This window comes from Kitasatospora sp. NPDC058170 (assembly GCF_042883905.1).
Classification (GTDB): domain Bacteria; phylum Actinomycetota; class Actinomycetes; order Streptomycetales; family Streptomycetaceae; genus Kitasatospora.
Genome location: NZ_JBHVUV010000014.1, coordinates 163,402 through 187,996, shown reverse-complemented (window position 1 = coordinate 187,996; position 24,595 = coordinate 163,402). Strand labels below are relative to the sequence as shown.

19 protein-coding genes, 3 tRNA genes and 1 pseudogene are annotated in these 24,595 nt (G+C 75.0%); 15 read left to right on the top strand and 8 right to left on the bottom strand.

Annotation, left to right across the window (positions count from 1 at the left end; translation table 11 throughout):
* Positions 1 to 379: 379 nt before the first annotated feature.
* The 5 genes and pseudogenes from ACFVVX_RS18060 to ACFVVX_RS18040 form a co-directional block, all read left to right on the top strand.
* Positions 380 to 1,375, top strand: a pseudogene (locus tag ACFVVX_RS18060) (helix-turn-helix domain-containing protein); the annotation flags it as partial.
* 821 nt (positions 1,376 to 2,196) lie between these two features.
* A complete protein-coding gene (gene orn, locus ACFVVX_RS18055) occupies positions 2,197 to 2,799 on the top strand; it encodes an oligoribonuclease (protein WP_387946524.1) in 603 nt (200 codons plus the stop codon).
* A 187-nt stretch (positions 2,800 to 2,986) separates the two neighbouring features.
* Positions 2,987 to 3,062, top strand: a tRNA-His gene (locus tag ACFVVX_RS18050).
* A 155-nt stretch (positions 3,063 to 3,217) separates the two neighbouring features.
* Complete coding sequence (locus ACFVVX_RS18045) at positions 3,218 to 3,664, top strand: DUF4442 domain-containing protein (protein ID WP_387946522.1); 447 nt, start codon at positions 3,218 to 3,220, stop codon at positions 3,662 to 3,664.
* A 133-nt stretch (positions 3,665 to 3,797) separates the two neighbouring features.
* Positions 3,798 to 4,772 (top strand): hypothetical protein, encoded by a 975-nt coding sequence (locus ACFVVX_RS18040; protein WP_387946520.1) that lies wholly within the window; start codon positions 3,798 to 3,800, stop codon positions 4,770 to 4,772.
* Positions 4,773 to 4,817: 45 nt separating this feature from the next.
* Here the strand turns inward: ACFVVX_RS18040 and ACFVVX_RS18035 are convergent, their stop codons facing one another.
* Together ACFVVX_RS18035 and ACFVVX_RS18030 are read right to left on the bottom strand one after the other, a co-directional pair.
* A complete protein-coding gene (locus ACFVVX_RS18035) occupies positions 4,818 to 5,747 on the bottom strand; it encodes a spermidine synthase (protein WP_387946518.1) in 930 nt (309 codons plus the stop codon).
* Between the two features lie 83 nt (positions 5,748 to 5,830).
* Positions 5,831 to 6,334, bottom strand: a complete 504-nt coding sequence (locus ACFVVX_RS18030; protein ID WP_387946516.1) for a hypothetical protein — start codon at positions 6,332 to 6,334, stop codon at positions 5,831 to 5,833.
* Between the two features lie 477 nt (positions 6,335 to 6,811).
* Here ACFVVX_RS18030 and ACFVVX_RS18025 point away from each other — a divergent pair, with 477 nt between their 5' ends.
* Positions 6,812 to 8,425: a tetratricopeptide repeat protein gene (locus tag ACFVVX_RS18025; protein WP_387946514.1), complete on the top strand. Its 1,614-nt coding sequence runs from the start codon at positions 6,812 to 6,814 to the stop codon at positions 8,423 to 8,425.
* Between the two features lie 67 nt (positions 8,426 to 8,492).
* Here the strand turns inward: ACFVVX_RS18025 and ACFVVX_RS18020 are convergent, their stop codons facing one another.
* Positions 8,493 to 9,143, bottom strand: a complete 651-nt coding sequence (locus ACFVVX_RS18020; protein ID WP_387946512.1) for a histidine phosphatase family protein — start codon at positions 9,141 to 9,143, stop codon at positions 8,493 to 8,495.
* A gap of 256 nt (positions 9,144 to 9,399) precedes the next feature.
* On the opposite strand from ACFVVX_RS18020, the gene ACFVVX_RS18015 reads away from it, so the two are divergent.
* From ACFVVX_RS18015 to ACFVVX_RS17990, 6 genes are all read left to right on the top strand, one after another.
* Entirely contained in the window at positions 9,400 to 10,611 is a 1,212-nt protein-coding gene (locus tag ACFVVX_RS18015) for a hypothetical protein (RefSeq protein ID WP_387946510.1), read from the top strand.
* Entirely contained in the window at positions 10,608 to 12,203 is a 1,596-nt protein-coding gene (locus ACFVVX_RS18010) for a hypothetical protein (protein WP_387946508.1), read from the top strand. Before ACFVVX_RS18015 ends, ACFVVX_RS18010 begins: the two co-directional genes overlap by 4 nt.
* A gap of 8 nt (positions 12,204 to 12,211) precedes the next feature.
* The gene (locus ACFVVX_RS18005) at positions 12,212 to 13,561 is read left to right on the top strand and encodes an AAA domain-containing protein (RefSeq protein ID WP_387946582.1); all 1,350 of its coding nucleotides are present in this window, start codon (positions 12,212 to 12,214) and stop codon (positions 13,559 to 13,561) included.
* 214 nt (positions 13,562 to 13,775) lie between these two features.
* The gene (locus tag ACFVVX_RS18000; RefSeq protein ID WP_387946506.1) at positions 13,776 to 14,186 is read left to right on the top strand and encodes a hypothetical protein; all 411 of its coding nucleotides are present in this window, start codon (positions 13,776 to 13,778) and stop codon (positions 14,184 to 14,186) included.
* A 229-nt stretch (positions 14,187 to 14,415) separates the two neighbouring features.
* Positions 14,416 to 14,967: a bifunctional DNA primase/polymerase gene (locus ACFVVX_RS17995; protein ID WP_387946504.1), complete on the top strand. Its 552-nt coding sequence runs from the start codon at positions 14,416 to 14,418 to the stop codon at positions 14,965 to 14,967.
* 110 nt (positions 14,968 to 15,077) lie between these two features.
* Positions 15,078 to 15,151, top strand: a tRNA-Lys gene (locus ACFVVX_RS17990).
* A gap of 160 nt (positions 15,152 to 15,311) precedes the next feature.
* Here ACFVVX_RS17990 and pgi read toward each other — a convergent pair.
* On the bottom strand, positions 15,312 to 16,973 hold the full coding sequence (gene pgi, locus ACFVVX_RS17985) for a glucose-6-phosphate isomerase (RefSeq protein WP_387946502.1): 1,662 nt from the start codon (positions 16,971 to 16,973) through the stop codon (positions 15,312 to 15,314).
* Between the two features lie 200 nt (positions 16,974 to 17,173).
* Positions 17,174 to 18,757, bottom strand: a complete 1,584-nt coding sequence (locus tag ACFVVX_RS17980; protein ID WP_387946500.1) for a Na+/H+ antiporter — start codon at positions 18,755 to 18,757, stop codon at positions 17,174 to 17,176.
* Between the two features lie 197 nt (positions 18,758 to 18,954).
* On the opposite strand from ACFVVX_RS17980, the gene ACFVVX_RS17975 reads away from it, so the two are divergent.
* Positions 18,955 to 19,863, top strand: a complete 909-nt coding sequence (locus ACFVVX_RS17975) for an NADP-dependent oxidoreductase (RefSeq protein WP_387946498.1) — start codon at positions 18,955 to 18,957, stop codon at positions 19,861 to 19,863.
* A gap of 68 nt (positions 19,864 to 19,931) precedes the next feature.
* Positions 19,932 to 20,005: transfer RNA gene (locus tag ACFVVX_RS17970), tRNA-Lys, on the top strand.
* Between the two features lie 93 nt (positions 20,006 to 20,098).
* Here the strand turns inward: ACFVVX_RS17970 and hemC are convergent.
* Positions 20,099 to 21,034: a hydroxymethylbilane synthase gene (gene hemC / locus ACFVVX_RS17965; RefSeq protein ID WP_387946496.1), complete on the bottom strand. Its 936-nt coding sequence runs from the start codon at positions 21,032 to 21,034 to the stop codon at positions 20,099 to 20,101.
* Between the two features lie 138 nt (positions 21,035 to 21,172).
* Complete coding sequence (locus ACFVVX_RS17960) at positions 21,173 to 22,369, bottom strand: MFS transporter (protein ID WP_387946494.1); 1,197 nt, start codon at positions 22,367 to 22,369, stop codon at positions 21,173 to 21,175.
* A gap of 65 nt (positions 22,370 to 22,434) precedes the next feature.
* On the opposite strand from ACFVVX_RS17960, the gene ACFVVX_RS17955 reads away from it, so the two are divergent.
* A complete protein-coding gene (locus ACFVVX_RS17955; protein WP_387946492.1) occupies positions 22,435 to 22,797 on the top strand; it encodes a MerR family transcriptional regulator in 363 nt (120 codons plus the stop codon).
* A gap of 64 nt (positions 22,798 to 22,861) precedes the next feature.
* Here the strand turns inward: ACFVVX_RS17955 and ACFVVX_RS17950 are convergent, their stop codons facing one another.
* Positions 22,862 to 24,553, bottom strand: coding sequence for a chitinase (locus ACFVVX_RS17950; RefSeq protein ID WP_387946490.1), 1,692 nt, complete (start codon positions 24,551 to 24,553; stop codon positions 22,862 to 22,864).
* Positions 24,554 to 24,595: the final 42 nt, after the last annotated feature.

Below are 24,595 nucleotides of genomic sequence, written 5' to 3'. Positions count from 1 at the left end.
AGGGGCCTCCGGCAGCTTCGGGGCATCCCCCTTCTCCGGCTCCCCGGAGCACGGCGGACGGTCCGTCAACCGACCGTTCGTCAATCCCGGATCCGGCCAGGGAGTCGGCGCGGGGGCGGGCGGCGGCCCGTCGGTTACCGGCCAACCTGTGGCGCACGCCGCGCCGAGCGCGGGCTACCCGGCCTTCTCCGGCGGCCCGGTCGGCGCCTCGGCGCTCGGCACCCCGTCCGTCGGCATGACGGTCGGCGGCGTCCCGTCGGGTCCGCTCGGACTCGGCGCCCCCGGAGCCGGCGCCCCCGGCCACAACCCGGCCGGCCACGGCGGAGCGGGCCACGGTACGACGGCCGGGTCCGGCTCGAACGGGCCCTCGGTCCCCGTGATGGCGGCCGCGCCCCGGAAGCTCTCGGGCCGGCGCCGGCGGGAGACCGTCGCGGTGCTGATCTTCGGCGGTGCCCCGATCTTCGAGAGCTCGATCCCGCTCTCCGTCTTCGGCGTCGACCGTCAGGACGCCGGGGTGCCGCGCTACCGCCTGCTGGTCTGCGCCGGGGAGGAGGGCCCGCTGGCCACCACCGGCGGCCTCACCCTCTCCGCCCCGTACGGGCTGGAGGCCCTCGCCCGGGCCGGCACGATCGTCGTCCCGGCCTGGCGCTCGATCTCGCAGCCGCCGCCGGTGGAGGCCATCACGGCCCTGCGCAAGGCCCACCACGAGGGCGCGCGGATCATCGGGCTCTGCACCGGCGCGTTCGTGCTCGCCGCCGCCGGCCTGCTGGACGGGCGCCCGGCGACCACGCACTGGATGTACGCGCCGACCCTCGCCAAGCGCTACCCCCGGGTCCACGTCGACCCCCGGGAGCTGTTCGTCGACGACGGCGACGTCCTGACCTCGGCCGGCACCGCCGCCGGGATCGACCTGTGCCTGCACGTGGTGCGCAGCGACCACGGCGCCGAGGCCGCCAACGCGCTCGCCCGCCGGCTCGTGGTGCCCAGCCGCCGCAGCGGCGGAGGACAGGCCCAGTACATCGATCAGTCTTTACCGGAGGAGATCGGCAACGACCCGCTGGCCGAGGTGGTCACCTGGGCGCTGGAGAACCTCAACCAGCAGTTCGACGTCGAGGTGCTGGCGGCTCGCGCGTACATGAGCCGGCGCACCTTCGACCGGCGGTTCCGCACGCTCACCGGCAGTGCCCCGCTGCAGTGGCTGATCACCCAGCGGGTGCTCCAGGCGCAGCGGCTGCTGGAGACGTCGGAACTGTCGGTGGACGATGTCGCCCGCCGCTGCGGCTTCCGGTCCCCGGTGGCGCTGCGCGGGCACTTCCGGCGCCAGCTCGGGGTCTCGCCTGCCGCGTACCGGACCAGCTACCGGGCACGTCGCCCCGGGCCGCAGACCGCGGCCCCGGCGGCGTACCCCGGTGACCTCCGGTTGGCGGGCGCGGCGCCGCAGTCGGCCGGTTCGCACGCGGCGGCCGCCGCGGCGGGTGGAGCAGTGCCCGGGCAGTCCGGGCACCCGGGGTACCCGGGGCCGGGCGGGCAGCACGGCCAGCATCCGCTCCAGCCGGCGTCCGGCAACCCCGGGCACGCCGCTCAGCAGCCCTCGCAGGCGTTCCACGCCCGCGCGGCGCAGCCGTACCCGCACCAGCCGGCGGCGCACCAGCAGCACCCCGGCCAGCCGGGGGGATCGGGCCGCGGTCCGGCCCGTCCGCCGCTGGTCCCGGCGCAGGCCGGTCCCGGGGCGGGGCGTCCGCCGCGCACGGCGGAGCACGCCGCGGCCGAGGACGGCCACCCCCAACCGGGTGCGCGCGGCCAGGGCCAGGGGCACCGCAGCACGCCCGAGCGCCCGGTGGACGAGTCCGGTTCCGGCGGTTCGGCCAACGGCGGCGGCCGAGGGCACGGCGCGCCCGCCGGCCGGTTGCCGGCGCCGTCGGCCCCCGCGACCCCGGAGGGCCGGGCCCGTCAGGGCCGCGGTGCCCAGGTCCGTCCGCAGGGCGGCCGCGCCGGGGCTCCGGAGGCCGCCCGGGAGGCCCGGGACAGCCGTTCCGCGCGGGACGGGCACCCGGTCCGCGCACCGCACGAGGTCCACGAGGGCCACGAGGCGGAGGGCCACGACCAGGACGAGCACGCCCCGGAGGGCCGGACGGCGACACCTCGCTCGGCTCCACCGGTGCCCGCGGCGCGTGATCGCGCCGTAGGGTGAGTGGCGTGAATGACCGTTTGGTATGGATCGACTGTGAAATGACAGGCCTCGACCTCGACCGGGACGCCCTGGTCGAGGTCGCGGCACTGGTGACGGACTCCGAGCTGAACATCCTCGGCGAGGGTGTCGACGTCATCATCCGACCGCCCGCCGAGGCGCTGGCGAACATGCCCGAGGTGGTGCGCGCGATGCACACCTCCTCCGGTCTGCTCGACGAGCTGGAGCACGGTGTGACGCTCGCCGAGGCCGAGGCGCTGGTGCTCGCCTACATCCGCGAGCAGGTGCCGGAGGCCGGCAAGACGCCGCTGTGCGGGAACTCGGTGGCCACCGACCGCGGTTTCCTCGCCCGGGACATGCCGGCCCTGGAGGGCCACCTGCACTACCGGATCGTGGACGTCTCCTCGATCAAGGAGCTGGCCCGCCGCTGGTACCCGAGGGCGTACTACAACAGCCCGCAGAAGGGCGGCAACCACCGGGCGCTCGCGGACATCCGCGAGAGCATCGACGAACTGCGGTACTACCGCGAGGCGGTGTTCGTCGCCCAGCCGGGCCCGGACACCGACACCGCGCGGGCGATCGCCGAGAAGTACCAGGCGCCGACGGGCTGACCCTCCGCCGCCGCCCCGCCCGCCCTCGTCCGGAGCCCTCCGGACGGTGTCGGACGGGGCGGCCGAGCACTCCCTCCCGCCCGATCGGAACCCTGGTCGGAACCCTGGCGCGAGCACCCTCTCGGATCCTGTAGAGTTCTTCCTGTCGGAACGGGAACGCGAAGAGCGGGAACGGACCGGACGCATGGTGGGTGTAGCTCAGTTGGTAGAGCACCTGGTTGTGGTCCAGGTGGCCGCGGGTTCAAGTCCCGTCACTCACCCCAGAGCCTGAGGGGCCGATCTCTTGAAGAGATCGGCCCCTCAGGCGTTTCGGCGTTCCCTCAGATCCCGGGAGGCGCGAGGGAACGCCGGGCCCGAAGGCGGGGCCGAGCGCCTCGGGAGGTTCCCTCGGAAGCTACCCACTAGTAACATCGTTGCCATGACCACACCTTCGATCGGACAGCTGCTCGACTCGACCGTGCCGATGGCGCGCACGCTCAAGCTGCAGTACCTGGAGACCACCCCGGAGCGGGCCGTCCTGCAGCTGCCCGACCAGCCCGAGTACCACAACCACGTCGGCGGACCGCACGCCGGCGCGATGTTCACGCTCGCCGAGTCGGCCAGTGGCTGCATCGTCCTGAGCGCCTTCGGCGACCAGCTCTCGCGTGCCGTGCCGCTCGCGGTGAGCGCCGAGATCGCGTACAAGAAGCTGGCGATGGGCGTGGTCACCGCGACCGCCGTGCTGGGCCGCCCGGCCGCCGACATCGTCGCGGAGCTGGACAAGGGCGAGCGCCCGGAGTTCCCCGTCACGGTCGAGATCACCCGCGCCGACGGGGCCGTGACCGGCGTCATGACCGTCATCTGGACGCTGCGCCCCAACTCCTGATCACCCGGGGCCCGCAGCACCGGCCGGGTCGGGGCGGCGGCGGACCGACGCCGCCCCGGCCCGGTCCCCGGCGCAGCGGCAGTCCGGGGCGGCGGCCGTGACCTCGGGTGCCGTCCGCTCGTTCTCAACTCACGTGCGAGCCAATCACGCGACCAAGGCCCTGGAAGCCGCCCGACGCGGTGTCGGCGGTACGAGCGGCGCGAGCGGGGCGGGGCGCGCGGCCGGCCGGTGGCTGCCCCGCCCACGCGCCGTCGCAGCCGGCGGGGCGCTGCTCGCACAGCTCTGGGGGCTGGGGGTGGCCGGGGCGTACGCGGCGGCGGCCGACCCGCTCCCGGATCCGGTGAGCCGCGCCGTCGGCCGGACCCTGGGCAGTGGGCGGACCTTCGACGGCGAACCGGCCGAACGCGCCGCCGAAGCGGGCGGACCCGGCCCCTCGGCGCCCGCGCGCCCCGCCGCACTCCCCACCGGACAACCACCCTCGCCCTCTCCCGGCCAGGCCGGCTCCCCCGGACTGCTCGGACAGCTGACCGGCTCCACGGCCGGGGCCTCCCCCGCCGCCCTCCCGGTACCCGGCCTGGAGGACGCGACGGCGCCGGTGGACGATCTGCTGCAGGACCGGATCAGGGCGGGCGGCCTGCCCCTGCCCGGCCAACGGGCCGCCGTCCCGGACGCGTTCGCGATCGCCTCCGGACTGCTGGACACGGCTCCGGACCAGGCCCGCACCGCGGAGTCGCGCGCCTCCCGGGACAACGGCCCGACCGGACCGCCCGAGCCCCCGGGGCGGACCGGCCCCGGCGCGGCACGACCCGCCCCTCCCCCCGGCGAACAGCGCGGCCCGGCCGCTCCGCCGCCCGTCCAGGAGGCCGCCGACCGAACGGGTCGCGCCACCCACGGCCGTCCGGCCCCGAGCGGCTCCGGGGCAGGCCCGGCGGCGGCGCCGAACCGCCCGGCGGCCCCGGAGGACCTCGCACTCACCGGCGCCGCCACCGCGACGGCCGTACACGGCACTTCGGGCACCGGCGCCGCCGTCCTCGCCCCCATCGCGGCCGGGCTGCTGCTCACCGGCGCCGCGATGTGCAAGCACCGGGGGCTGCCCCGCGGACACTGAGCGGCCCGGCACGGACGCCACGCGGCGGGAGCCGTCGGACCGGCCCTATCGGAAGGTGCCCGGGGGCGGGGTCGGGGAGGGGGCCGCGCCGGCGTCCGTGGCCGGGGTGGCGCCGGCGGCGAAGTCGGCCAGGGCGCGGCCGTGTTCGACCCGGCCGAGGGCGGCGTCGGTGGCCACCTTGCGACCCAGGTCGGCCAACGGGAACGGGACGTGGGCGGCGGCCAGGACGAGGTTGCCGAAGCGCTTGCCGCGCAGTACGGCCGGGTCCGCGACCAGGCACAGCTCGGGGAAGACCGCACCGAGGGTGGCGATCTGCGAACGGGCGAACGGCAGGGCCGCGCCGTCGGCGATGTTCACCGCGTACCAGCCGCCGGGGGCCAGGGCCCGGTCGGCCAGCGCCGTGAACTCGACGGTCGTGCAGTGGGCCGGCACCCGGGCGCCGGAGAAGACGTCGGTGATCACCAGGTCGACGCTGCCCTCGGGAGTCCGCTCCAGGACGCTGCGGGCGTCGGAGCCGCGCACCTTGATCTGCCATCCGCGCTCCAACGGGAGTTCGGTGCGGACGAGTTCGGTGAGCGCGGTGTCGATCTCGGCGACCTGCTGGCGGGAGCGGGGCCGGGTGGCCGCGACGTAGCGGGCCAGCGTGAGGGCGCCGCCGCCGAGGTGCAGCACGGTCAGCGGCCGGCCGGCCGGGGCGACCAGGTCGATCAGGTGGCCGAGGCGGCGCTGGTACTCGAAGCCCAGGTGGGTCGGGTCGGCGAGGTCGACCATCGACTGCGGGGCGCCGTCGATCAGCAGCGACCAGGCGCCGGGGCGGTCGCGGTCGGGGCGCAGCTCCGCCAGCCCGGAGTCGACGGGACGGGTGAGCGGGCCCTGCGCGTGCGTGCGGCCGCCGGGACCGGTGAGCGCGGGCTGTGGCTCCGCGGCCGTACGTGTTCGGTCCGCGCCGCGATCGGCCCTGCTCTTCCGTCCCATGCCGACCATTATCGCCGCAGGCCCTGAAGGTCCTCGCAGCTCGGCCGGGGTGCAGCGGGGGCCGGATGGGGCCGGGCGGGGTCTCAGAACGGGCCGAGGCCGCCCGCGGTCAGGGTGCAGGCGGCCTCGCAGAGGGCCGAGCGGAGGACCCAGGAGTCGGTGGGGCGGACCGCGAGGTCGGCGCCGGTCGGGGGCATCACCCAGCGCGGGTCGGTGGCAGGCGGCATCAGGGCGCCCGCGGTACAGGAGCTGCCGGGCAGGTGCCAGGTCTCGGAGGTGCCGGCCGGGACGAGGAAGGAGACGGTGCTGCCGTTCCTGCTCTGCAGCACCGCCCCGCAGGCCCGGCGCAGCCGCAGGATGTCGACCGCCTCCAGGCCGTGCCGCAGTGCGACCGTGACCGTGTCGTAGGCGGCCACGACCGCGGCGGCGTCACCGGGCGCCGGCAGGCCGGCCCCGCCGGGGCGGCGGACCGCGCCGCCGCCGCACGGGGAGCGGTCGTCGGCGGACTCGGGCAGGAGGGCCGGAACGGCGGCGGCGAGCACCCCTCCGGCGACCAGGCGGTGGTACTGCGGCACTCCGGTGGCCATCACAGGCACTCCTGTCACCTCGTCGGATCGGAAGCGGGACCGCCCGGGCGGTGGGGGCGCCGCGACGGGCGGCGGGCCTGGGCGACGGCGGGGGCTTCCACGTATCAGGACAACGCGGCGACCACTCCACAGGCCACGGGGCGCCTTACAGCAAGGCATGGCATTTCATGGCAGATCTCGGCAACAGCGCCCGTTTTGCACCGGATTGACAGCACATCCACCAGGAACTCGCTGTGCCCGGATGGTGACTGCGGGTACTGTCGGTGGCGCACCCGGAGCCCCATCCGGCCTCACCGGGCACACCCGTGGCCCGGTTCGCACCCCCACCCCGGATCACGTCGGCCCCACCCGCACCACCACCCCGCACGACCACTCGCACCACCCCGCCCCACCCTGAAGCACCCACCCTGAGGCACCCACCCCGCAGCACCCCCGCAGTACCCCCGCAGCACCCCCCGCACGACCACGGAGCGCACCATGGCAGCCACCCCACCGGCCGAGCCGAACCGCCCGTCACCCAACACCGTGATGCGCGCCCTGCGCGGCGACCGCTCGCCGGGCGAGTTCGCCCTGGCCGTCCGCCGGGCCGCCCGCGAGATCGGCGAACACGTGTCCTGCGACGCCCGCTACGTCGGACGGGTCGAGGCCGGCGAGATCCGCTGTCCCAACTACGCCTACGAGCGCGTCTTCCGGCACATGTGGCCGGATCGCTCGCTCGCCGACCTGGGCTTCGCCCCCCGCACCGCCGTCCGCCGCCGCCCGGCGGAGGTCGGCGCGGACGCCCCGGCACCCCTGCTCCACCCGCAGTTCCCGTCCCTGCCCGCCCCGCGCTCACCGTTCTCCACACAACTCCCGTACGCTGCCTCGCCGTACGCGGAACCGCCCCCACCCGGCGGGCCACTCCCGCCGAGGCCCGTGGCGCCCCGGGGGCCCGACGGATCGCACCATTTCGACGAGGAGAACGACGACGTGCGTCGCCGTACGTTCCTGGCCGGCGGCTCGGCCGCGCTGGCCACCGTGATCGGCATCGACCGGTCGGCCGCAGCCGCCCCCGGGCGGCCCGCCCCGAGCGGGCTCATCCCGGCCCAATCCGGCGCCGTGGCAACCCGGTTCGGCCCCGGCACCCCCCTGTTCGACCCGGGGACGGCCTTCGTGCCCGGCCGGCCCGGGCCGGTGCCGCCGCCCCGCCGCATCGGCACCGCCGAGGTACTGGGCGTGGAGCAGGCCGTCCGGGACATCCGGCTGGCCGACGACGCGCGCGGCGCCGACGCGCTGTTCGAGCTGGCCGGGCAGTCGCTGCGCACCGCCTACGTGCTGCTCGACGAGGGCGAGTACAGCACCGAGACCGAGCGCAGACTCCAGGCCGGAGCCGGCGAACTGGCCATCTCGGTGGGCTGGTTGGCGCACGACTCGAACCGGCTGGCGGAGGCCCGCTCGCTCTACGCCGAGGCGCTCGCCACCGCCCGGATGGCGGGCGACGCCGCACTGGAGGCGCACGTCTTCTGCAACAGCGCCTTCCTCGCCCGGGACGCCGGCCGCCCCCGCGAGGCCCTGCGCGCCGCCCAGGCGGGGCAGGCCGCCGCCCGGCAGCTCGACTCCGAGCGGCTGCTCTCGCTGCTCGCCATGCGCGAGGCCGGCGGCTGGGCGCTGCTCCAGGACCGCACCGCCTGCGAGCGGGCGCTCGCCCGGGCGTACCGGCTGTTCGACCTCGGCCCGTCCGAGGCGGACCCGGAGTGGATGTCCTTCTTCGGCGAGGCGGAGATCGCCGGGCTGGAGTCGCAGTGCTGGTCCGCCCTCGGGGACTGGGACCGCGCCAGCGAACGGGCCGGGCTGGCCATAGCGCTCCAGGAGCCGCACTTCGTCCGCAACCGGGTGCTCTACACCGCCGAGCTGGCCCACGACCGGCTCGGCCGGGGGGACTTGGCCGGCGCCGCGGGCCACGGCACGGCCGCCGTCGCCCTGTTCGGCGAGGTCCGCTCGGCCCGGATCCGGAGCATGCTCGCGGACACCGCCGAGCGGCTGCGCAGCCACGCCGCCGTGCCGGAGGTCGGCCGGTTCCTGACCGAGTACGACCTGGCGGCGGCCGCCTGAACAGCCGCCCCGGACAGCCACCCGGACGACGGTCGGCCCCGGCACGGGTGCCGGGGCCGACCGGCCGTCAGTGCTTCAGGCCCTCCAGGTGGCCGAGGTCGTTCCAGACCTCGACCGCCGGGGCGCCGTACTCCCAGGAGAGCACGCAGAGCGCCGCCGTCCCGAGCTTGAAGCGCTGGGCGTACTCGGGGGGCAGCCCGAGCCAGCGCGCGGTGAGGATGCGCAGCAGGTGGCCGTGGGCGAAGAGCAGCACGTCGCGGTCGGCGCCGTGCATCACGGTGGTGTCCGGTTCGGGCACCCCGTGCTCGTCGTTGAGGCCGGCCAGGAAGGCGTCGACCCGCGCGGCCACCTCGCCGAGCTTCTCGCCGCCGGGCACGCCGTCGCGCCAGATCAGCCAGCCGGGCTGGTCGGTGGCACGGATGTCGGAGCCGGTGCGGCCCTCGTAGCTGCCGTAGTCCCACTCCAGCAGCTCGGGGCGGTCCACCGCGCGGTCGCCGAAGCCGGCCAGTGCACAGGTCTCCTTGGCGCGGTCGAGCGGGCTGGTGTAGACCAGCGCGTCCGGCAGTCCGTTCCAGGGGGCCTCGGCCAGCCGGGCGCCGAGCGCCCGGGCCATCGCCCGGCCCTCCTCGGTGAGCGGGATGTCGGTGCGGCCGGTGTGGCGGCCGGTGGCCGACCATTCGGTCTCGCCGTGGCGGACCAGCACGATTCGGGCGGGCATGGGAAGGCTCCTCGCAACGGGGCGGTGGCAACGGTCGGTCTCACCCTTGAGCACCGGGCTCCATGATCCCTCACCCCGGGGCGCCCCACGATCCCGCACCGGATCCGGGCACCCGCCCGGGCCGCACCACCGCGCACCCACACGGCACCACCACGCCCCGGGGCACCGCACCACCCCGCCCTCCGGGGCCGGAGATCGCCCGATCCGGCCGGTCCGGACGGGATTGTCGGACCCGGGTGCGACACTGGGCCGCACCATGAACGCCTCGACGAATGTCCAGCCCGGCGGACACCTTGAGCCGCTCGCCCAGCGGCTCGCCGAGCTGCGCGGTCCGGCACCGCAGCGCAGCCTGAACGCCCGTTCCCTCGCCGCGCTCGCAGCCAATCCGGGCTGCCACCGCCGCGCCGTGCTCGACGCCGCGGGGGTCGACAAGTCGGCGCTGGCCGCCCGGCTCGGCCGCCCCGCACCGTTCGGGCAGTCGCCGTTCGCCATCGCGCGCGGCGTGATCTTCGAGTCCCGGCTGAAGGCGGACGGGTACGCGTCCCTGCTGGAGCCGCTCCGCCGCCACCTCGGCCTCCCGGCGGACGGCGGCGCCCCGCTCGCCGTGCCCGACCTGCTGCGCCGCTCGGGACCAGCGGTCCGGGCCGAGCGCACGGCCGCCGCGCTGGCCGAGGCGGCCGCCGATCCGGACACCTGGACGCTGCTGGACCACCCGCTGCTGCGCCTGACCGTGGCCGGCAGCTCCGCCTACCTGGAGCCGGACGCCGTGGTGGTGCACGGCGGGCGGTGCACCGTGGTCGAGATCAAGTCCTTCCCGGTGCTGGACGGCAGCGCGGACCCGGCCAAGGTCGGCGCCGCCGCCCGGCAGGCCGCCGTGTACGTGCTGGCGCTCCAGGAGACCGCCGCCGCCCTGGCCGGCCGCCCGGTCGACCCGGACCCGTACAGCGAGCAGCGGCTGCCGGGCAGCCCCCGGCTGAGCGTGCTGCTGGTCTGCCCGAAGGACTTCGGCAACCGGCCCACCGCCGTCGCCGTCGACGTCCGCCGCGAGCTGGCCACCACCCGCCGCCAGCTGAGCCGGATGACCGGCATCGACCGGCTGCTGGACGCCCTGCCGCCGGGCGCCACCTTCGACCTCGCACCCGGCCGGGACGGCGCGCCGACCCGCCCCGCCGAGGCGCTGGCCGAGGCGGTCGAGGCGGTGCCCGCCGCCTACAGCCCGGACTGCCTCTCCACCTGTGAGCTGGGCTTCCACTGCCGGTCCCGGGCCCGCTGCGACGACCGGGTCGAGCAGCTGGGCCGGGGCGTGCGCGGCGAGCTCGGCAGCATCCGGACGGTCACCGCGGCGCTCGCCGCCAGCACCGGCGACGGCACCGAGGAGGCGGCCGCCCGACTGGCGTACGCGGCCGCGCTGCGCGCCGAGGCGCTGGGGCGCCCCGTGGGGGCGAGCGCCGCCGGGGCCGTCCGATGAGCCTGCTCGGCACCCTCGCCCGGCTGGAGGCCGTCCGCAGCGGACGGGCCGAGCCGCTGGCCACCGTCCGCCACCGCCACCTGTCCGACCGTCCGATGGTCCTCGTCCCGCTGACGGCGGCCGGCGAGGCGGGTGCGCCGCTGGCCGTGCTGCTCGGCACCGACCGGTCCGCACCCCGGCTGCACCTCGTCCCGCAGCCGCTCAACCGCACGCTGCGCTTCGACTTCCTGGCCGAGCTGGCCGCCGACCTGCTGCCGTACCTGGAGTCCTTCGCCACCGAGGTCGAGCAGATCGAGGGCTCCGAGAAGGACCCGGAGACGGGCGAGAAGACCCAGGTCCTGCGCGAGCTGTGCGCCGACGCGCCGCAGCTGGTCGTCCCGAACAGCGCCGGGGTGCACCACCTGGCCCTGCTCGGCCGCTCCACCCGGTTCCGCCGCACCATCGAGGACGACGATCCGGGCCCGTACCCGGCGCCGGCCCGGGTGCCGCTGCTCGGCCGCTGGCTGACCCACCTCACCGACCGGGCGCAGGTCCCGGGCACCAGCCTGCTGCTGCCGATGACCGGCCTGCTCGCCCGGCACTGGGCGACCGGCCAGAGCCATCTGGAGGACCAGCACCTGGCCGCCCAGCTCGCCTGGCACGCACCGCCGGCCGGGCTGACCGGTGCCGAGGCGGCCGAGCGGGCCGAGGCCGCCCGCGACGCGTACGGCCAGCTGCTCCACCCGCCGGCCGGGCCGGCCACCGACCCGCGTTTCGACGAGCTGGTCCTCGGCCCGGCGATCGCCCGCTACGACGCCGCCGCCTCCGCCCTGTCGCACGCCGCCGGGGCCGACGGTCCGCAGGACGCCGAGCGGGCCCGCGGCGCGGTCCGGGGCGCCGTCGAGCAGCTGCGGGCCGCGCTGGAGCAGGTGCTGCTGCCCACCTGGCACGACGTCTGGCAGGGCCTGGACCTGCTGCGCGCCCTGCCGCCGGCCGGGCACCTGGAGGAGCGCTGGACGGGCGACCGCTGGTCGTACACCGGCCACCGGGACCGGCTGGCGGCCGGCGAGCCGCCGCAGCCCCGGCAGGACGACGCCGTGACGGCCGCCCGGAAGCTGGCGCAGCGCGAGCGCGAGCAGGTCCGCCTGGACGTCCAGGAGGCGCTGGACGATCCGCTGGCGATGGCCGAGCACCGGCTGGCCGGCGAGGCGTTCGCGGGGGTGGTGACGGAGGTGGTGCCGGACTACGACACCTCGGGCCGCTCGCCCAAACCGCGCCCGCTGGTGACGGTCCGCACCGAGGACCACCCGCACGCCGACCTCGGGCGCGAGGCGCACCGGGTGCACGGCCCGTCGGCGCAGAAGGCGCGGATCGCCGCGGTCGACCCGGCCGGGGGCACCATCACCCTGCGGGTGCTGTCCGGCATGGGCCGCAAGAAGGAGCCCGAGCCGGGGAGCCTGCCCGAGCCGGGTGAGCGGGTCACCTTCACCCTGTTCGAGTTGACGGCCCGGCAGTCCGCGCCGCTGCCCGATCCCGACGACACCCCGTGGACGCACGGCGGCCCGCCCGGCGCCGCCGAACCCGTGGCCGCGGCCACCGAGGAGTGGGAGTGACCCGGCAGATGAGCACCGAGCACTCCCCCGGCGCGGCCGCCGACGCCGCCGTGGCCCGGATCCTGGAGGCCACCGTCAGCCCGGCCCCGGGCGCCCCGCGCGGCGTGGTGGTGGACTCGCCGCCCGGCGCCGGCAAGTCCACCCTGGTGGTGCGCGCCGCCCGGGAGCTGGTCGGGGCGGGCGAGCGGCTGATGATCGTCGCCCAGACCAACGGCCAGGTGGACGACCTGGTCGGCCGACTGGCCGAGAAGGCACCGGATCTGACCATCGGCCGGCTGCACGCGGCGGACTCCCGCCCCGGGCCCGAGGTGCTGCGGCACGCCAACGTCGTCCCCTCCGACAAGGTGGCGGACCTCGCCGAGCTGGACGTGGTCGTGTCGACCTCCGCCAAGTGGCAGTGGGTCAAGGCCGAGGCGCCCTGGCGGCACGCGATCGTCGACGAGGCGTACCAGATGCGTTCGGACGCGCTGCTGGCCGTGGCCCGGCTGTTCGAGCGGGCGCTGTTCGTGGGGGATCCGGGCCAGCTGGACCCGTTCACCGTGGTCGGCACCGAGCAGTGGGCGGGCCTGTCCTACGACCCGTCGAGCAGCGCCGTGGTCACCCTGCTCGCGCACAACCCGCAGATCGAACCGCACCGGCTGCCGGTCTCCTGGCGGCTGCCGGCCAGCGCGGCGCCGCTGATCTCCGCCGCGTTCTACCCGTACACGCCGTTCCGCTCCGGGACCGGCCCGGAGGACCGCCGGCTCACCGCCGCGGTGCGCCCGGACGGCTCCGCCCTGGACGCGGCGATCGACCGGGCCGCCGAGCACGGCTGGTCGCTGCTGGAGCTGCCCGCCCGGCACACCGTCCGGACCGATCCGCAGGCCGTCGCCGCCGTCGCGGCCACCGTCCGACGGCTGCTGGAGCGCGGGATCACCGCCCACTCCGAGCAGGGCTCGACCCCGCTGGCCCCGGGCCGGATCGCGGTCGGCACCGCCCACCGGGACCAGGCGGCGGCCGTCCGGGCGGCGCTGGTCGCCGCGGGTGTCCCGGTCGATCCGACGGCCGGGCCGGCGGTCACCGTCGACACCGCGAACCGGCTGCAGGGCCGCGAGTACGACGTGACGGTGGTGCTGCACCCGCTCTCCGGGCGGCCGGACGCCACCGCCTTCCACCTGGAGACCGGCCGGCTCTGCGTGCTCGCCTCCCGCCACCGGCACGCCTGCATCGTGGTGGCCCGGGCCGGCATCGCCGAGCTGCTGGACGAGCACCCGTCCACCGAGCCGGTTCAGTTGGGCGTCACGGTCAAGTTCCCCGACGGCTGGGAGGCCAACCACCAGGTGCTGCACCACCTCGCCGGGCACCGCGTCCGGCTGTGAGGCCCCGGGGCCCCGCGGGCGCCCGCGGGGCCACCGCACGGGGGCGCGCCCCCGGCGCGCCGGCCGGGGCGGGCGCCGGGCGGGAATAGCGGCCTCGATCGCACCGTTCCGTTACCGGCTACCGCCGCGAGACAATGGACGACGGTCACGACCGGGCGGCGCCCTCCCCAGGAGCCGTCGTCCGCCCTCATCGATCACCCGGAGGTGTCCGTCCATGCCCGACTCCCACGCGAAGGCGTCCGACCAGAGCGGTTCGACCGCGCAGGCCGGCCCGGGCCGGGGCCCCGACGAAGCGCCCGCCCGGCGCCTGCGCCCGGCGCAGCTGCTGTTCGAGCCGCAGGCCGCCGAGCCGGAGCCGGAGCGCTTCTTCGACCTGGAGTCGATCGACGACCCGTCCGAGCTGCTGCGCCGCTCCACCGAGCTGGCCCTGGCGTTCCGGGCGGCCGCCGAGCGGGCCACCGACTTCCAGGCGGTGGCCGCCGCGCAGCTCGCGGACACCCGCCGGTTCGACGCGCTCTCCGACACCGAGATCGCCGACCGGGCGGACTGGACCCCGGACTACGCGGCCAGGATGATCGAGTACGGGCGCGGCCTGCTCCAGCCCCGCCGCCACGACGACGGCTGACGGCCCCGACCGGGGCCGGGGGGCGGGAACCGGCGGGAACCGGGGTGGAGATCCGCGGTCGGGAGCCGGGGACAGGGGCCGGCGGTTCAGGGGGCCAGGGGCGGAAACGGGGGCGCGGAACTCGCCGCTGGCATATGCGCCCGGGGAGGGTACTCCGCCGCCGGGCGTGCTGTCCGGCAAACCGGACTTTCCCTCCCGGCCACCCCGGGTACACCGCACTCTGCTGTGCGTGGACATCTGGACGTATCAATCCGTGGAGTACGTCACCGTGGCCGGGGAGGCCTGGCTCGCCTCCGCCAGTGAGTACCCGCGCAGTATGCGCGCCCTGTGGGAGTCACGCCCGTGGGCGCCCTCGGTGCTGCCCTGCGGGCGCGCCTTCGACGTGATCAGCATGCCGTCGCTGTTCGGCCGCCGGGTGCTGGACGAGCTGTGGACGTCCGGGCCCGGCTGCGGACCGGTCGCCACCTACCGCGGCCGCATGCTGCTGTTCGTCCAGCCCGGTGCGGCGGCCCGGCTGCGCCGGCTGCTGGCCTGGGAGGAGTGGGCCCGGGACGTGCCGCCGCTGCTCTGCCACGGCCGGGGCGACGCGGTGACCGTCCCGCCGGTGCAGCGGATGGTGAACAGCCCGGACTCCCCCGGGCTCGGCTCGGGGCGCTGGATCGTCGCCCCGGACAGTCGGGAGCCGTGGCTGCCGGGCGCCTCGGTGGTGCTCTGGGCCTGCGTCCGGGCGACCCGCGAGCCGCTGCCGCAGGCCGCACCGGAGCCGCTCCCGGCAGGCTGACCCGCGGGCCGACCGGCGGGCCGCCCAGGGCGGGCCGGGCCCGGGCCGGGCGCCCGGTATTCGATTTTGGCGGGGCCGCGGGCCACTGCTAAAGTCTTCTCTGTCAGCAGGCGCCGCTAGCTCAGTTGGTTAGAGCAGCTGACTCTTAATCAGCGGGTCCGGGGTTCGAGTCCCTGGCGGCGCACAGACAGCCGGAAGGCCCCTTGCGAGAGCAAGGGGCCTTCCGGCGTTTTCACCGGCACCAAACGGCGGCCGACCGACACCCGACAGGCGACCGACCCCCGGCGACCGGCCCGCGAAGGGCCGTCGGCCGGGACGCTCCCCGGCCGACGGCCCCGCCGGCGTCAGCGGCCGCGCAGCGAGCGGTAGCGGGCGACCAGCTCGGCGGTGGAGCTGTCCAGCGCCTCGGCGCCCTCACCGGTCAGCAGCACCGGCTCGATCCGCTTGGCGAGCACCTTGCCGAGCTCGACGCCCCACTGGTCGAAGGAGTCGATGTTCCAGATCGCGCCCTGGACGAACACCTTGTGCTCGTACAGCGCGACCAGCTGGCCGAGCACCGACGGGGTCAGCCTGGCGGCCAGCAGGGTGGTCGTCGGGTGGTTGCCCTTGAAGGTCTTGTGCGGCACCAGCTCGGCCGGCACGCCCTCGGCCTCGACCTCCTGCGGCGTCTTGCCGAAGGCCAGCGCCTGGGTCTGGGCGAAGAAGTTCGCCAGCAGCAGGTCGTGCTGGGCGACCAGGCCGGCCGGCAGGTCGGCGACCGGCTCGGCGAAGCCGATGAAGTCCGCCGGGATGGTCTTGGTGCCCTGGTGCAGCAGCTGGTAGTAGGCGTGCTGGCCGTTGGTGCCGGGGGTGCCCCAGACCACCGGGCCGGTCTGCCAGGTCACCGGGTTGCCCTCGCGGTCCACCGACTTGCCGTTGGACTCCATGTCCAGCTGCTGCAGGTAGGCGGTGAACTTCGACAGGTAGTGCGAGTACGGCAGCACGGCGTGCGCCTGGGCGTCGAAGAACGCGCCGTACCAGACCCCGAGCAGGCCGAGCAGCAGCGGGACGTTCTCCTCGGCGGGCGCGGTGCGGAAGTGCTCGTCCACCAGGTGGAAGCCGTCGAGCATCTCGCGGAAGGCCACCGGGCCGATGGCGATCATCAGCGAGAGGCCGATCGCCGAGTCGTAGGAGTAGCGGCCGCCCACCCAGTCCCAGAACTCGAACATGTTGGCGGTGTCGATGCCGAAGTCCGAGACGCCCTCGGCGTTGGTGGACAGGGCGACGAAGTGCTTCGCCACCGCCTCGGTGCCGGCGCCGAGGCCGGTGAGCAGCCAGTCCCGGGCCGAGACCGCGTTGGTGATGGTCTCGATCGTGGTGAAGGTCTTGGAGGCGACGATGAACAGCGTCTCGGCCGGGTCCAGGTCGCGGACCGCCTCGTGCAGGTCGGCGCCGTCCACGTTGGAGACGAAGCGGACGTCGAGGTCGCGCGCGGTGTAGGAGCGCAGCACCTCGTAGGCCATCGCGGGGCCGAGGTCCGAGCCGCCGATGCCGATGTTGACGACCGCCGTGATCCGCTTGCCGGTGTGGCCGCGCCACTCACCGCCGCGGACCTGCTCGGCGAAGGCCGCCATCCGGTCGAGGACGGCGTGCACGGCGGGCACCACGTTCTCGCCGTCGACCTCGACGACGGCGCCCCGGGGCGCGCGCAGCGCGGTGTGCAGCACGGCGCGCCGCTCGGTGGTGTTGATCTTCTCGCCGCGGAACATCGCGTCCCGCAGCCGGGCCACGCCGGTGGCCTCGGCGAGCTCGCGCAGCAGCGCGAGGGTCTCGTCCGTCACCAGGTGCTTGGCGTAGTCCACGTGCAGGTCGCCGACCTGGAGGGTGTAGCGGCGGCCGCGCTCCGGGTCGGCGGCGAACAGCTCGCGCAGGTGCGTCTCGCCGAGCTCCGCCCGGTGCTTGCCGAGGGCGGCCCACTGCGGGGTGCGGTCCAGCGGGGTACGGGAGTCGGCACGGGTCTCCGACATCGGTGGCTCCTCGATTCATCTGGGTGCAGATACCGGCAGGGCCAGGCGGGAGGGTTTCGCGAGGTCGTGCGGGTACTGGCTGGTGCGCCGACTCCGTTGACGGCCTGCCCGGGGTCAGCCTATGCAACGTCGGGACCGGGAGCGCACATTCCGTTCGGTCACGTCCGGTCGCGGCTCGCGCCGCGGATCCGGACGGGCCGTCACTTCCGTTCGGAGCGCAGGTCGAGTCCGCGGAGCACCTGGTCGACCAGCTCCGGATCGGCCCCGAGCTCGCTGCGGGCGGCCAGTATCTCGCGCCGGGAGGCGGCGATCATCTCCTGCTCGACGGTGTACGCGGCGCGCCACTGGCCGAGCCGCAGCTTCGCCTCGGAGGCCTCCTCCTCGGCGTACTTCTCCGGGCAGAGCCGGGCCAGCCGGTCGTGCTGACGGTCCCGAAGGCGGTCGGCCACCTCGGCGGGCAGATTGTCCTGCTCCTCCAGTTCGCCGAGCCGGGTCAGTCCGGCCTTGGCGGCCCGCCACCAGAGCTGGCGGACCGCCTGCTCGTGCTTGTCGTGGTCGATGTCCAGGTGCAGCCGCTTGGCCAGCCAGGGCAGCGTGAGGCCCTGGACCAACAGGGTGAACAGGACGACGCTGAAGGCGATGAAGACCAGTCGGCCGCGCTCGGGGAAGCCCTCGCCGGAGTGGACGGTCAGCGGGATGGCGAGCGCGAGGGCGACGGTGGCCACCCCGCGCATCCCGGACCACCAGAGCACCACGCTCTCCTGCCAGCTGATCGGGGTGTCCTCCTCGGATCCGGCGCGCAGCCGCTTGGAGAGCCAGCCGGCCGGCAGCAGCCAGAGCAGCCGGACCACGACCACGGCGGCGATGACGGTGGCCGCGTCACCGAGCATGCCGGTCCAGCCGGTGCCGGCCTCCTTGAGGACGGTGGCCAGTTCCAGGCCGATCAGGCCGAAGGCGACGCCGGTGATCAGGATCTCGACGATCTCCCAGAAGGCGTTGCCGACCAGCCGGTAGGAGACCGCGTCGGCCTCGGCGGCCCGTTCGGCGAGGTAGAGCGCGCAGACCACGACGGCGAGCACGCCGGAGCCGTGGATCTCCTCGGCCAGGCTGTAGGCGGCAAAGGGCACCAGCAGGTTGAGCGCGACCTGCTGGGTCGGGTCCTCCAGGAAGGAGGCGAGCTTGGCGTTGAGCCAGCCGAGGGTGACACCGACCGCGACGGCGACCACCGCCGAGAGCACGAAGCGCAGGACGGCGTGCTCGGTGGAGAAGTCGTCGGAGACCACCGCGTCGATGGCCAGCGAGTAGATCACGATCGCGGTGACGTCGTTGAACAGGCCCTCGCTCTCCAGGATGGACACCAGTCGGCGGGGCAGCCCGACGCTGCCGGCCACCGCGACGGCGGCGACCGGGTCGGGCGGCGAGACCAGGGCGCCGAGGGCGACGGCGGCCGCGACGGGCAGCGCGGGCAGCAGCCAGTGGACGACGCCGGCCACCGCGATCGTGGTGACCACGACGAGGGCGACGGCGAGCAGCAGGATGGAGCGGACGTTCGCCCGGAAGTAGCGGACCGAGGAGCGCCGGGCGACGGCGAAGATCAGCGGCGGCAGGACCAGCGGCAGGATCAGGTCGGGGTCGATGGAGATGTCGGGGATCTGCGGGATCACCGCCATGACGATGCCGAGCAGGGTCATCAGCACGGGTTGCGGTACGCCGGTCCGGCTGGCGAGCGGCATGGTCACCACGGAGGCGAGCAGCACCAGGAAGAGCAGGGGCAGCTGGCCCACGGGGAGGTTCCTCTCGGTGGCGATCAGACGTGCGCGGCCGGACGGGGTCCGGGCCGCCGCCAAGGATAAATCTGACAATGCACCCGGCTGTCGCAACACGCCGACCGGGACAGGACCTAGGGGTTGACCTCAAGCCCACTTCAAATCCGATCATCACAGGAGCGGATCACGTATCGACTGAGAGGCAGGAACCCCCCATGAAGGCAGTCACCGTTCCCGAGTTCGGCGGCCCGGAGGTACTGCGCGTCGCCGAGCTGCCCACCCCCTCGGCCGGGCCGGGCGAGGTGCGGGTACGGGTCTACGCGGCCGGGGTGCAGCCCGCCGACCTGGCCGTCCGGGAGGGCTGGACCCCGCCCGGCGTCGTGGTCGAGCCGCCGGTGGTCCCGGGCAACGAGTTCGCCGGGGTGGTCGACCAGGTCGGCCCCGACAGCTCCGGCTGGAAGGTCGGCGACGAGGTGCTGGGCTTCCGGCTGCTCCGCAGCCACGCCGAGTTCGTCACGGTGGACGGCTCGCAGCTGGTCGCCAAGCCGGCCGGCATGCCCTGGGAGCAGGCCGGCTCGCTCTCCGCCTCGGGCCAGACCGCGCACACCGGGCTCACCGCGCTGGGGGTCGGCAAGGGCGACACCGTGCTGGTCCACGGCGCCGCCGGAGGCGTCGGCACGGTCGCCGTCCAGCTCGCCCGGGCCTGGGGCGCCACGGTGATCGGGACGGCGAGCGAGCGCAACCACGACTACCTGCGCGAGCTGGGCGCGATCCCGGTGCTCTACGGCGAGGGCCTGGTCGAGCGGGTGCGCGCGGCGGCGCCGCAGGGCGTGGACGCGGCCTTCGACGCGGCCGGGCACGGCGCGCTGGAGGCCTCCGTCGAGCTGGTCGCCGATCGCGACCGGATCGCCACCATCACCGACTTCGCCACCGCCGGGCGGCTCGGGCTGCGCGCCCTGCGCGCCGAGCGGACGGCCGCCCGGCTGGCCGAGCTGGTCCGGCTCTGGGAGGACGGCGGGCTGCGGCTGGAGGTCGCCGACACCTTCCCGCTGGGGCGGGCCGCCGACGCGCACCGCATGGTCGGCACCGGGCACGTCCGGGGCAAGGTCGTCCTGGTGCCCTGAAGACCGGCCCCGCCCGGCCCGATTTCGAGTTTCCGCCGCTGACCAGGTAATGTCTTCCCCGTCAGCCGGCGCCGCTAGCTCAGTTGGTTAGAGCAGCTGACTCTTAATCAGCGGGTCCGGGGTTCGAGTCCCTGGCGGCGCACAGACAGCCGGAAGGCCCCTTGCGAGAGCAAGGGGCCTTCCGGCGTTTCCGGCGCTTCCGCTCCCCCCGTGGGGGAGCGGAAGCGGCGCCCGGTCAGTGCGGGATGGCGGCGATCAGCTCGGACGCCCCCTGGCGCTTCAGGGCGAGGGCCGTCGCGGTGCCGAGGTCCTCGGGGGTGAGCGAGCCGGCCCACTCGTGGGCGTCCAGGATCCGCTTGCCGTCCGGGGAGAACACCCGGCCGCGCAGCGAGAGCCGGCCGTCCGGTTCGGCCTTGGCGTAACCGGCGATCGGCGAGTTGCAGTGGCCCTGCAGGACGTGCAGGAACATCCGCTCGGCGGTCGCCTCGCGCCAGGTGTCGCGGTGGCCCAGGCCGGTCACGGCCTCGATGGTGTCGGTGTCCTCCTCCCGGCACTGGAGTGCGAGGACGCCCGCCCCGATCGGCGGGCACATCGTCTCCACCGGGAGGATCTCGGTGATCCGCGCCTGCTCCCCGATCCGCTCCAGGCCGGAGGCCGCCAGCAGCAGCGCGTCGGCCTCCCCGGCCGCCAGCTTGGCCAGCCGGCTGTTGGCGTTGCCGCGGATCGGCACGCAGTCCAGGTGCGGGTGCGAGGCGGCGAGCTGGGCCTGGCGGCGGACGGAGGAGGTGCCGATCCGGGTGCCGCCCGGGAGCTCGTCGAGGGTGAGTCCGCCCGGGTGGACCAGCGCGTCGCGGATGTCGTCGCGCCGGAGGTAGGCCGCGAAGACCGTCCCGGCGGGCAGCGGCCGGTCGGCGGGCACGTCCTTGAGGCAGTGCACCGCGAGGTCCGCCTCGCCGGCGAGCAGCGCCTCGTCCACCTCCTTGGTGAACGCGCCCTTCCCCCCGAGTCGCGCCAGGTCGCCCATCCAGCGGTCCCCGGAGGTGGTCACCGGGACCACCTCCGTGCGCAGTCCCGGGTGCAGGGCGGCGAGCTCGGCCCGGACGCGCTCGACCTGCGCGAGCGCCATCGGCGAGGAACGGGAGACGATGCGGATCAACTGAGCTGAGGCCATGGATGGATGATAGGTCGTCATTTCGCGGCGGATTGCTTCGGGCTTGCTGGACACGCCGGTCCCCCGGGGGGCGCGGCGGGCACCCCGGGGGACCGGCGGTCGGGCGGCGTTCACCGGGCCGCGTTCACCGGGTGGTGCTCACCGGGTGGCGCGCTCGGCCGGGAAGCCGTGCCGGCGGGCGGCGGTGACCACCGCGAGGACCGGGACCATCAGGGCCAGCACGGTCCAGGGGAAGGTGTCCGAGCCGAAGCGGTCGAGGAGCAGGCCGCCGACCACCCCGCCGCTCGCCATCGCCGCGTTCCAGAGCGTGACCAGCATCGCCTGGGCGGCGTCGGCGTGCTCGGCGCCCGCGTCGCCGACGGCGGTCTGCAGCAGGGTCGGGATCCCGCCCCAGCCGAGGCCCCAGAGCACCGCCGCGACGTGGACCAGCAGCGGGCTGCCGGCCGTGACCGCCAGCACTCCGGCCGCCGCCGCGACGAGCAGGGTGCTCGCGACGGTGAGCGTGCGCAGCCGGCGGTGGATGTGGGCACCGGTGAACCAGATGCCCACCAGGGAGGCGATGCCGAAGGCCAGCAGGACGGCGTCGGTGGAACCGCCCATCCCGAGCCGGTCCAGGAACGGGGCGATGTAGGTGTAGAGCACGGTGTGGGCCAGCACGAAGACGAAGGTCGTGAACAGCACCGGCACCACCCCCGGGACGGCGAGGGCGCGCAGGACCGGGGTCCGCTCGGCCCGCCCCTGGCCGGGGTGGTCGGGTACGGCCGCCGCGATCCAGGCGATCACGCCGACGGCCAGGACGGTCATGATCAGGAACGCCACCCACCAGCCGAGCAGCTTGCCGAGGAAGGTCCCGGCCGGGACGCCCAGGGACAGGGCGAGGGGCGCGCCGGTCATCGCGATGGCGATCGCCTTGCCCTGGAGCGGCACCGGTGCCAGTCGGCGGGCGTACCCCGCGAGCAGCGCCCAGGCGAGGCCGGCCGCGACCCCGGCGACGAACCGGGCGGCCATGGTCAGCGGGTAGCTGGTGGAGACGGCGGTGACGGTGTTGGCCGCGGCGAACCCGGCCATCGCGCTGAGCAGCAGCCGCTTGCGGGGCCACCCCGCGGTGGCCGCGGTGAGCGGGATGGCGGTGGCCGCCGTGCCGATGGCGTAGATGGTGACCGACTGGCCCGCGGCCGACTCGCTCACCCCGAGGTCGGCGCTCATCGCGGGCAGGACGCCGGCGGGCAGGGTTTCGGTGAGGGCCGTGATGAAGACGGCGGTGGCCAGTGCCAGCAGGGCCGGTACGGGAAGTCGCCGCTGGTCGGCGGCTGTTGGTAGCTCTGTGGTCCGCATGGCGACTATGCTCGAACCCTCACATTGATGTGAGGGTCAACGCGCTCGGCTGTGGGGTGGGTCACATGCGGATCGGGGAGCTGTCCGAGCGGACCGGGACGTCCCGGCGACTGCTGCGCTACTACGAGGAGCAGGGCCTGATCTTGGCCGACCGCTCCCCCAACGGCTACCGCGAGTACGACGGGCCCTCGGTCGACCGGGTGCTGCAGATCCGCGGGCTCCTCGACTCCGGACTGCCGACCCGCATCATCAAACAGATCCTGCCCTGTCTGGACAAGCCCCGGGTCATCCACTTCCCGGACGCCACCCCGGAGATGATCGCCACCCTGGAGCACGAACTGGCGGGGATGAGCGAGCGGATCCGGTTCCTCACCCGCAACCGGGACGCGATCGCCGAGTACCTGGAGGCGGTCCGGGTGGACAGCTGACCGGATCCGGCGGAGCACCGGGCACCGGAGGGGAGTGATCCCCTCCGGCGCCCGGCGCGGCGGGTCAGCGGTGGAAGTAGCCGTCGAAGTTCTTCGAGAACTCCCGGCCGCCGAACTGGTCCCAGTTGATCGACCAGGTCATCAGGCCGCGCAGGTCGGGCTGGGCGCCCGACCTGGGCACGTAGGCACCGCAGTTGGCGAGCCTGGTGAGGCAGTCCAGGGTCTTGTTGACCTCGGCGGGGGCCACGTAGCCGTTGCCGGCGTTGGTGGTGGCGGGCATGCCGATGGCGAGCTTGGACGCGGGGATGGCGGGGAACACGTTGTTGGTGTTGCCCGCGACCGGGAAGCCCTTGAGCAGCATGTCGGTCATCGCGACGTGGAAGTCGGCGCCGCCCATCGAGTGGTACTGGTTGTCCAGGCCCATGATGGAGCCGGAGTTGTAGTCCTGGACGTGCAGCAGGGTGAGGTCGTCCCGCAGGGCGTAGATCACCGGCAGGTAGGCGCCCGCCCGCGGGTCCTGGCCGCCCCAGGGGCCGGATCCGTAGTACTGGTAGCCGAGTTGGACGAAGAAGGTCTCCGGGGCCATGGTGAGGACGAAGCCCGCGCCGTACTTGGCCTTCAGGGTCTTCAGCGCGGAGATCAGGTTGACGACGACCGGGCTGGTCGGGTTCTTGAAGTCGGTGTCGCCGGTGTTGAGGGAGAGCGAGTGGCCCTCGAAGTCGATGTCGAGGCCGTCCAGGCCCCACTTGTCGATGATCGCCGAGACCGAGCTGACGAAGGTGTCGCGGGCGGCGGCGGTGGTGAGCTGGACCTGGCCGTTCTGGCCGCCGATCGAGATCAGGACCTTCTTGCCCTGGGCGCGCTTGGCCGCGATGGCGGCCTTGAAGTCGGCGTCGGACTCGACGGTCGGGCACTCGGTGGCCGGGCAGCGGTTGAACCGGATGTCACCGGAGGTGACGGAGGTCGGCTCGCCGAAGGAGAGGTTGATGAAGTCCCACGAGGCCGGGACGTCGGCCATCCGGGTGTAGCCGGCGCCGTTGGCGAAGCTGGCGTGCAGGTAGCCGACCAGGGAGTGGCCGCCGGGGGGCGGCGTGGTCGGGGAGACGGTGGCCGTCGGGGAGGAGGTCGCGGTGGCGGTCGGCGAGGCGGTGGCCGTCGCCGTCGGGGAGGCCGTCGCGGTGGGCGACTGGGTCACCGTGGGGGTGGCGGTCGGCGAGGGCCCGCCCGGGCCGTCCAGCGAGACGTCGTCCGCGTAGTACGTGCCCTGTCCGTACCAGCCGTGCGTGTACACGGTGGCGCTGGTCTGGGTGGCGCCGGTGGTGAAGGAGACGCTGAGCTTCTGGTACGCGCCGCCGGTGCCGGGCGTCCAGGTGCTGGTGCCGCCGTTCACGCCGAGGTAGACGTACGAGCCCTTGAGGTACGCGCTGAGCGTGTAGGTGGTGTTGGGGGCGACCGCGACGGTCTGGGTGCACTGGGCGCTGTCGCTCGCCGAGGCGGCCGCCGCCAGTGCGTAACTGCCGCTGTGCGACTGGCCGGTGACGATGCTGCCGGTGCCGGCGGTGCAGCTCCAGGGGTTCAGGGCGCCGCTCTCGAAGCCGCCGTTGACCAGGAACTCCCCGGCCGAGGCGGCGGGCGCGAGGCCCAGGGTGAGGCCGACCATGGTGGCGGCGGCGACGGCCGAGGCGGTTCCGGCCGCGAGCAGCGTACGGGGGCGGCGGGCCGGGGCGGCGGCGGGTACGGGTGCTGTTCTGCGCATGCGGGGGACTCCTGCGGGGGCGCGGATCGTGGGGGACGTCCG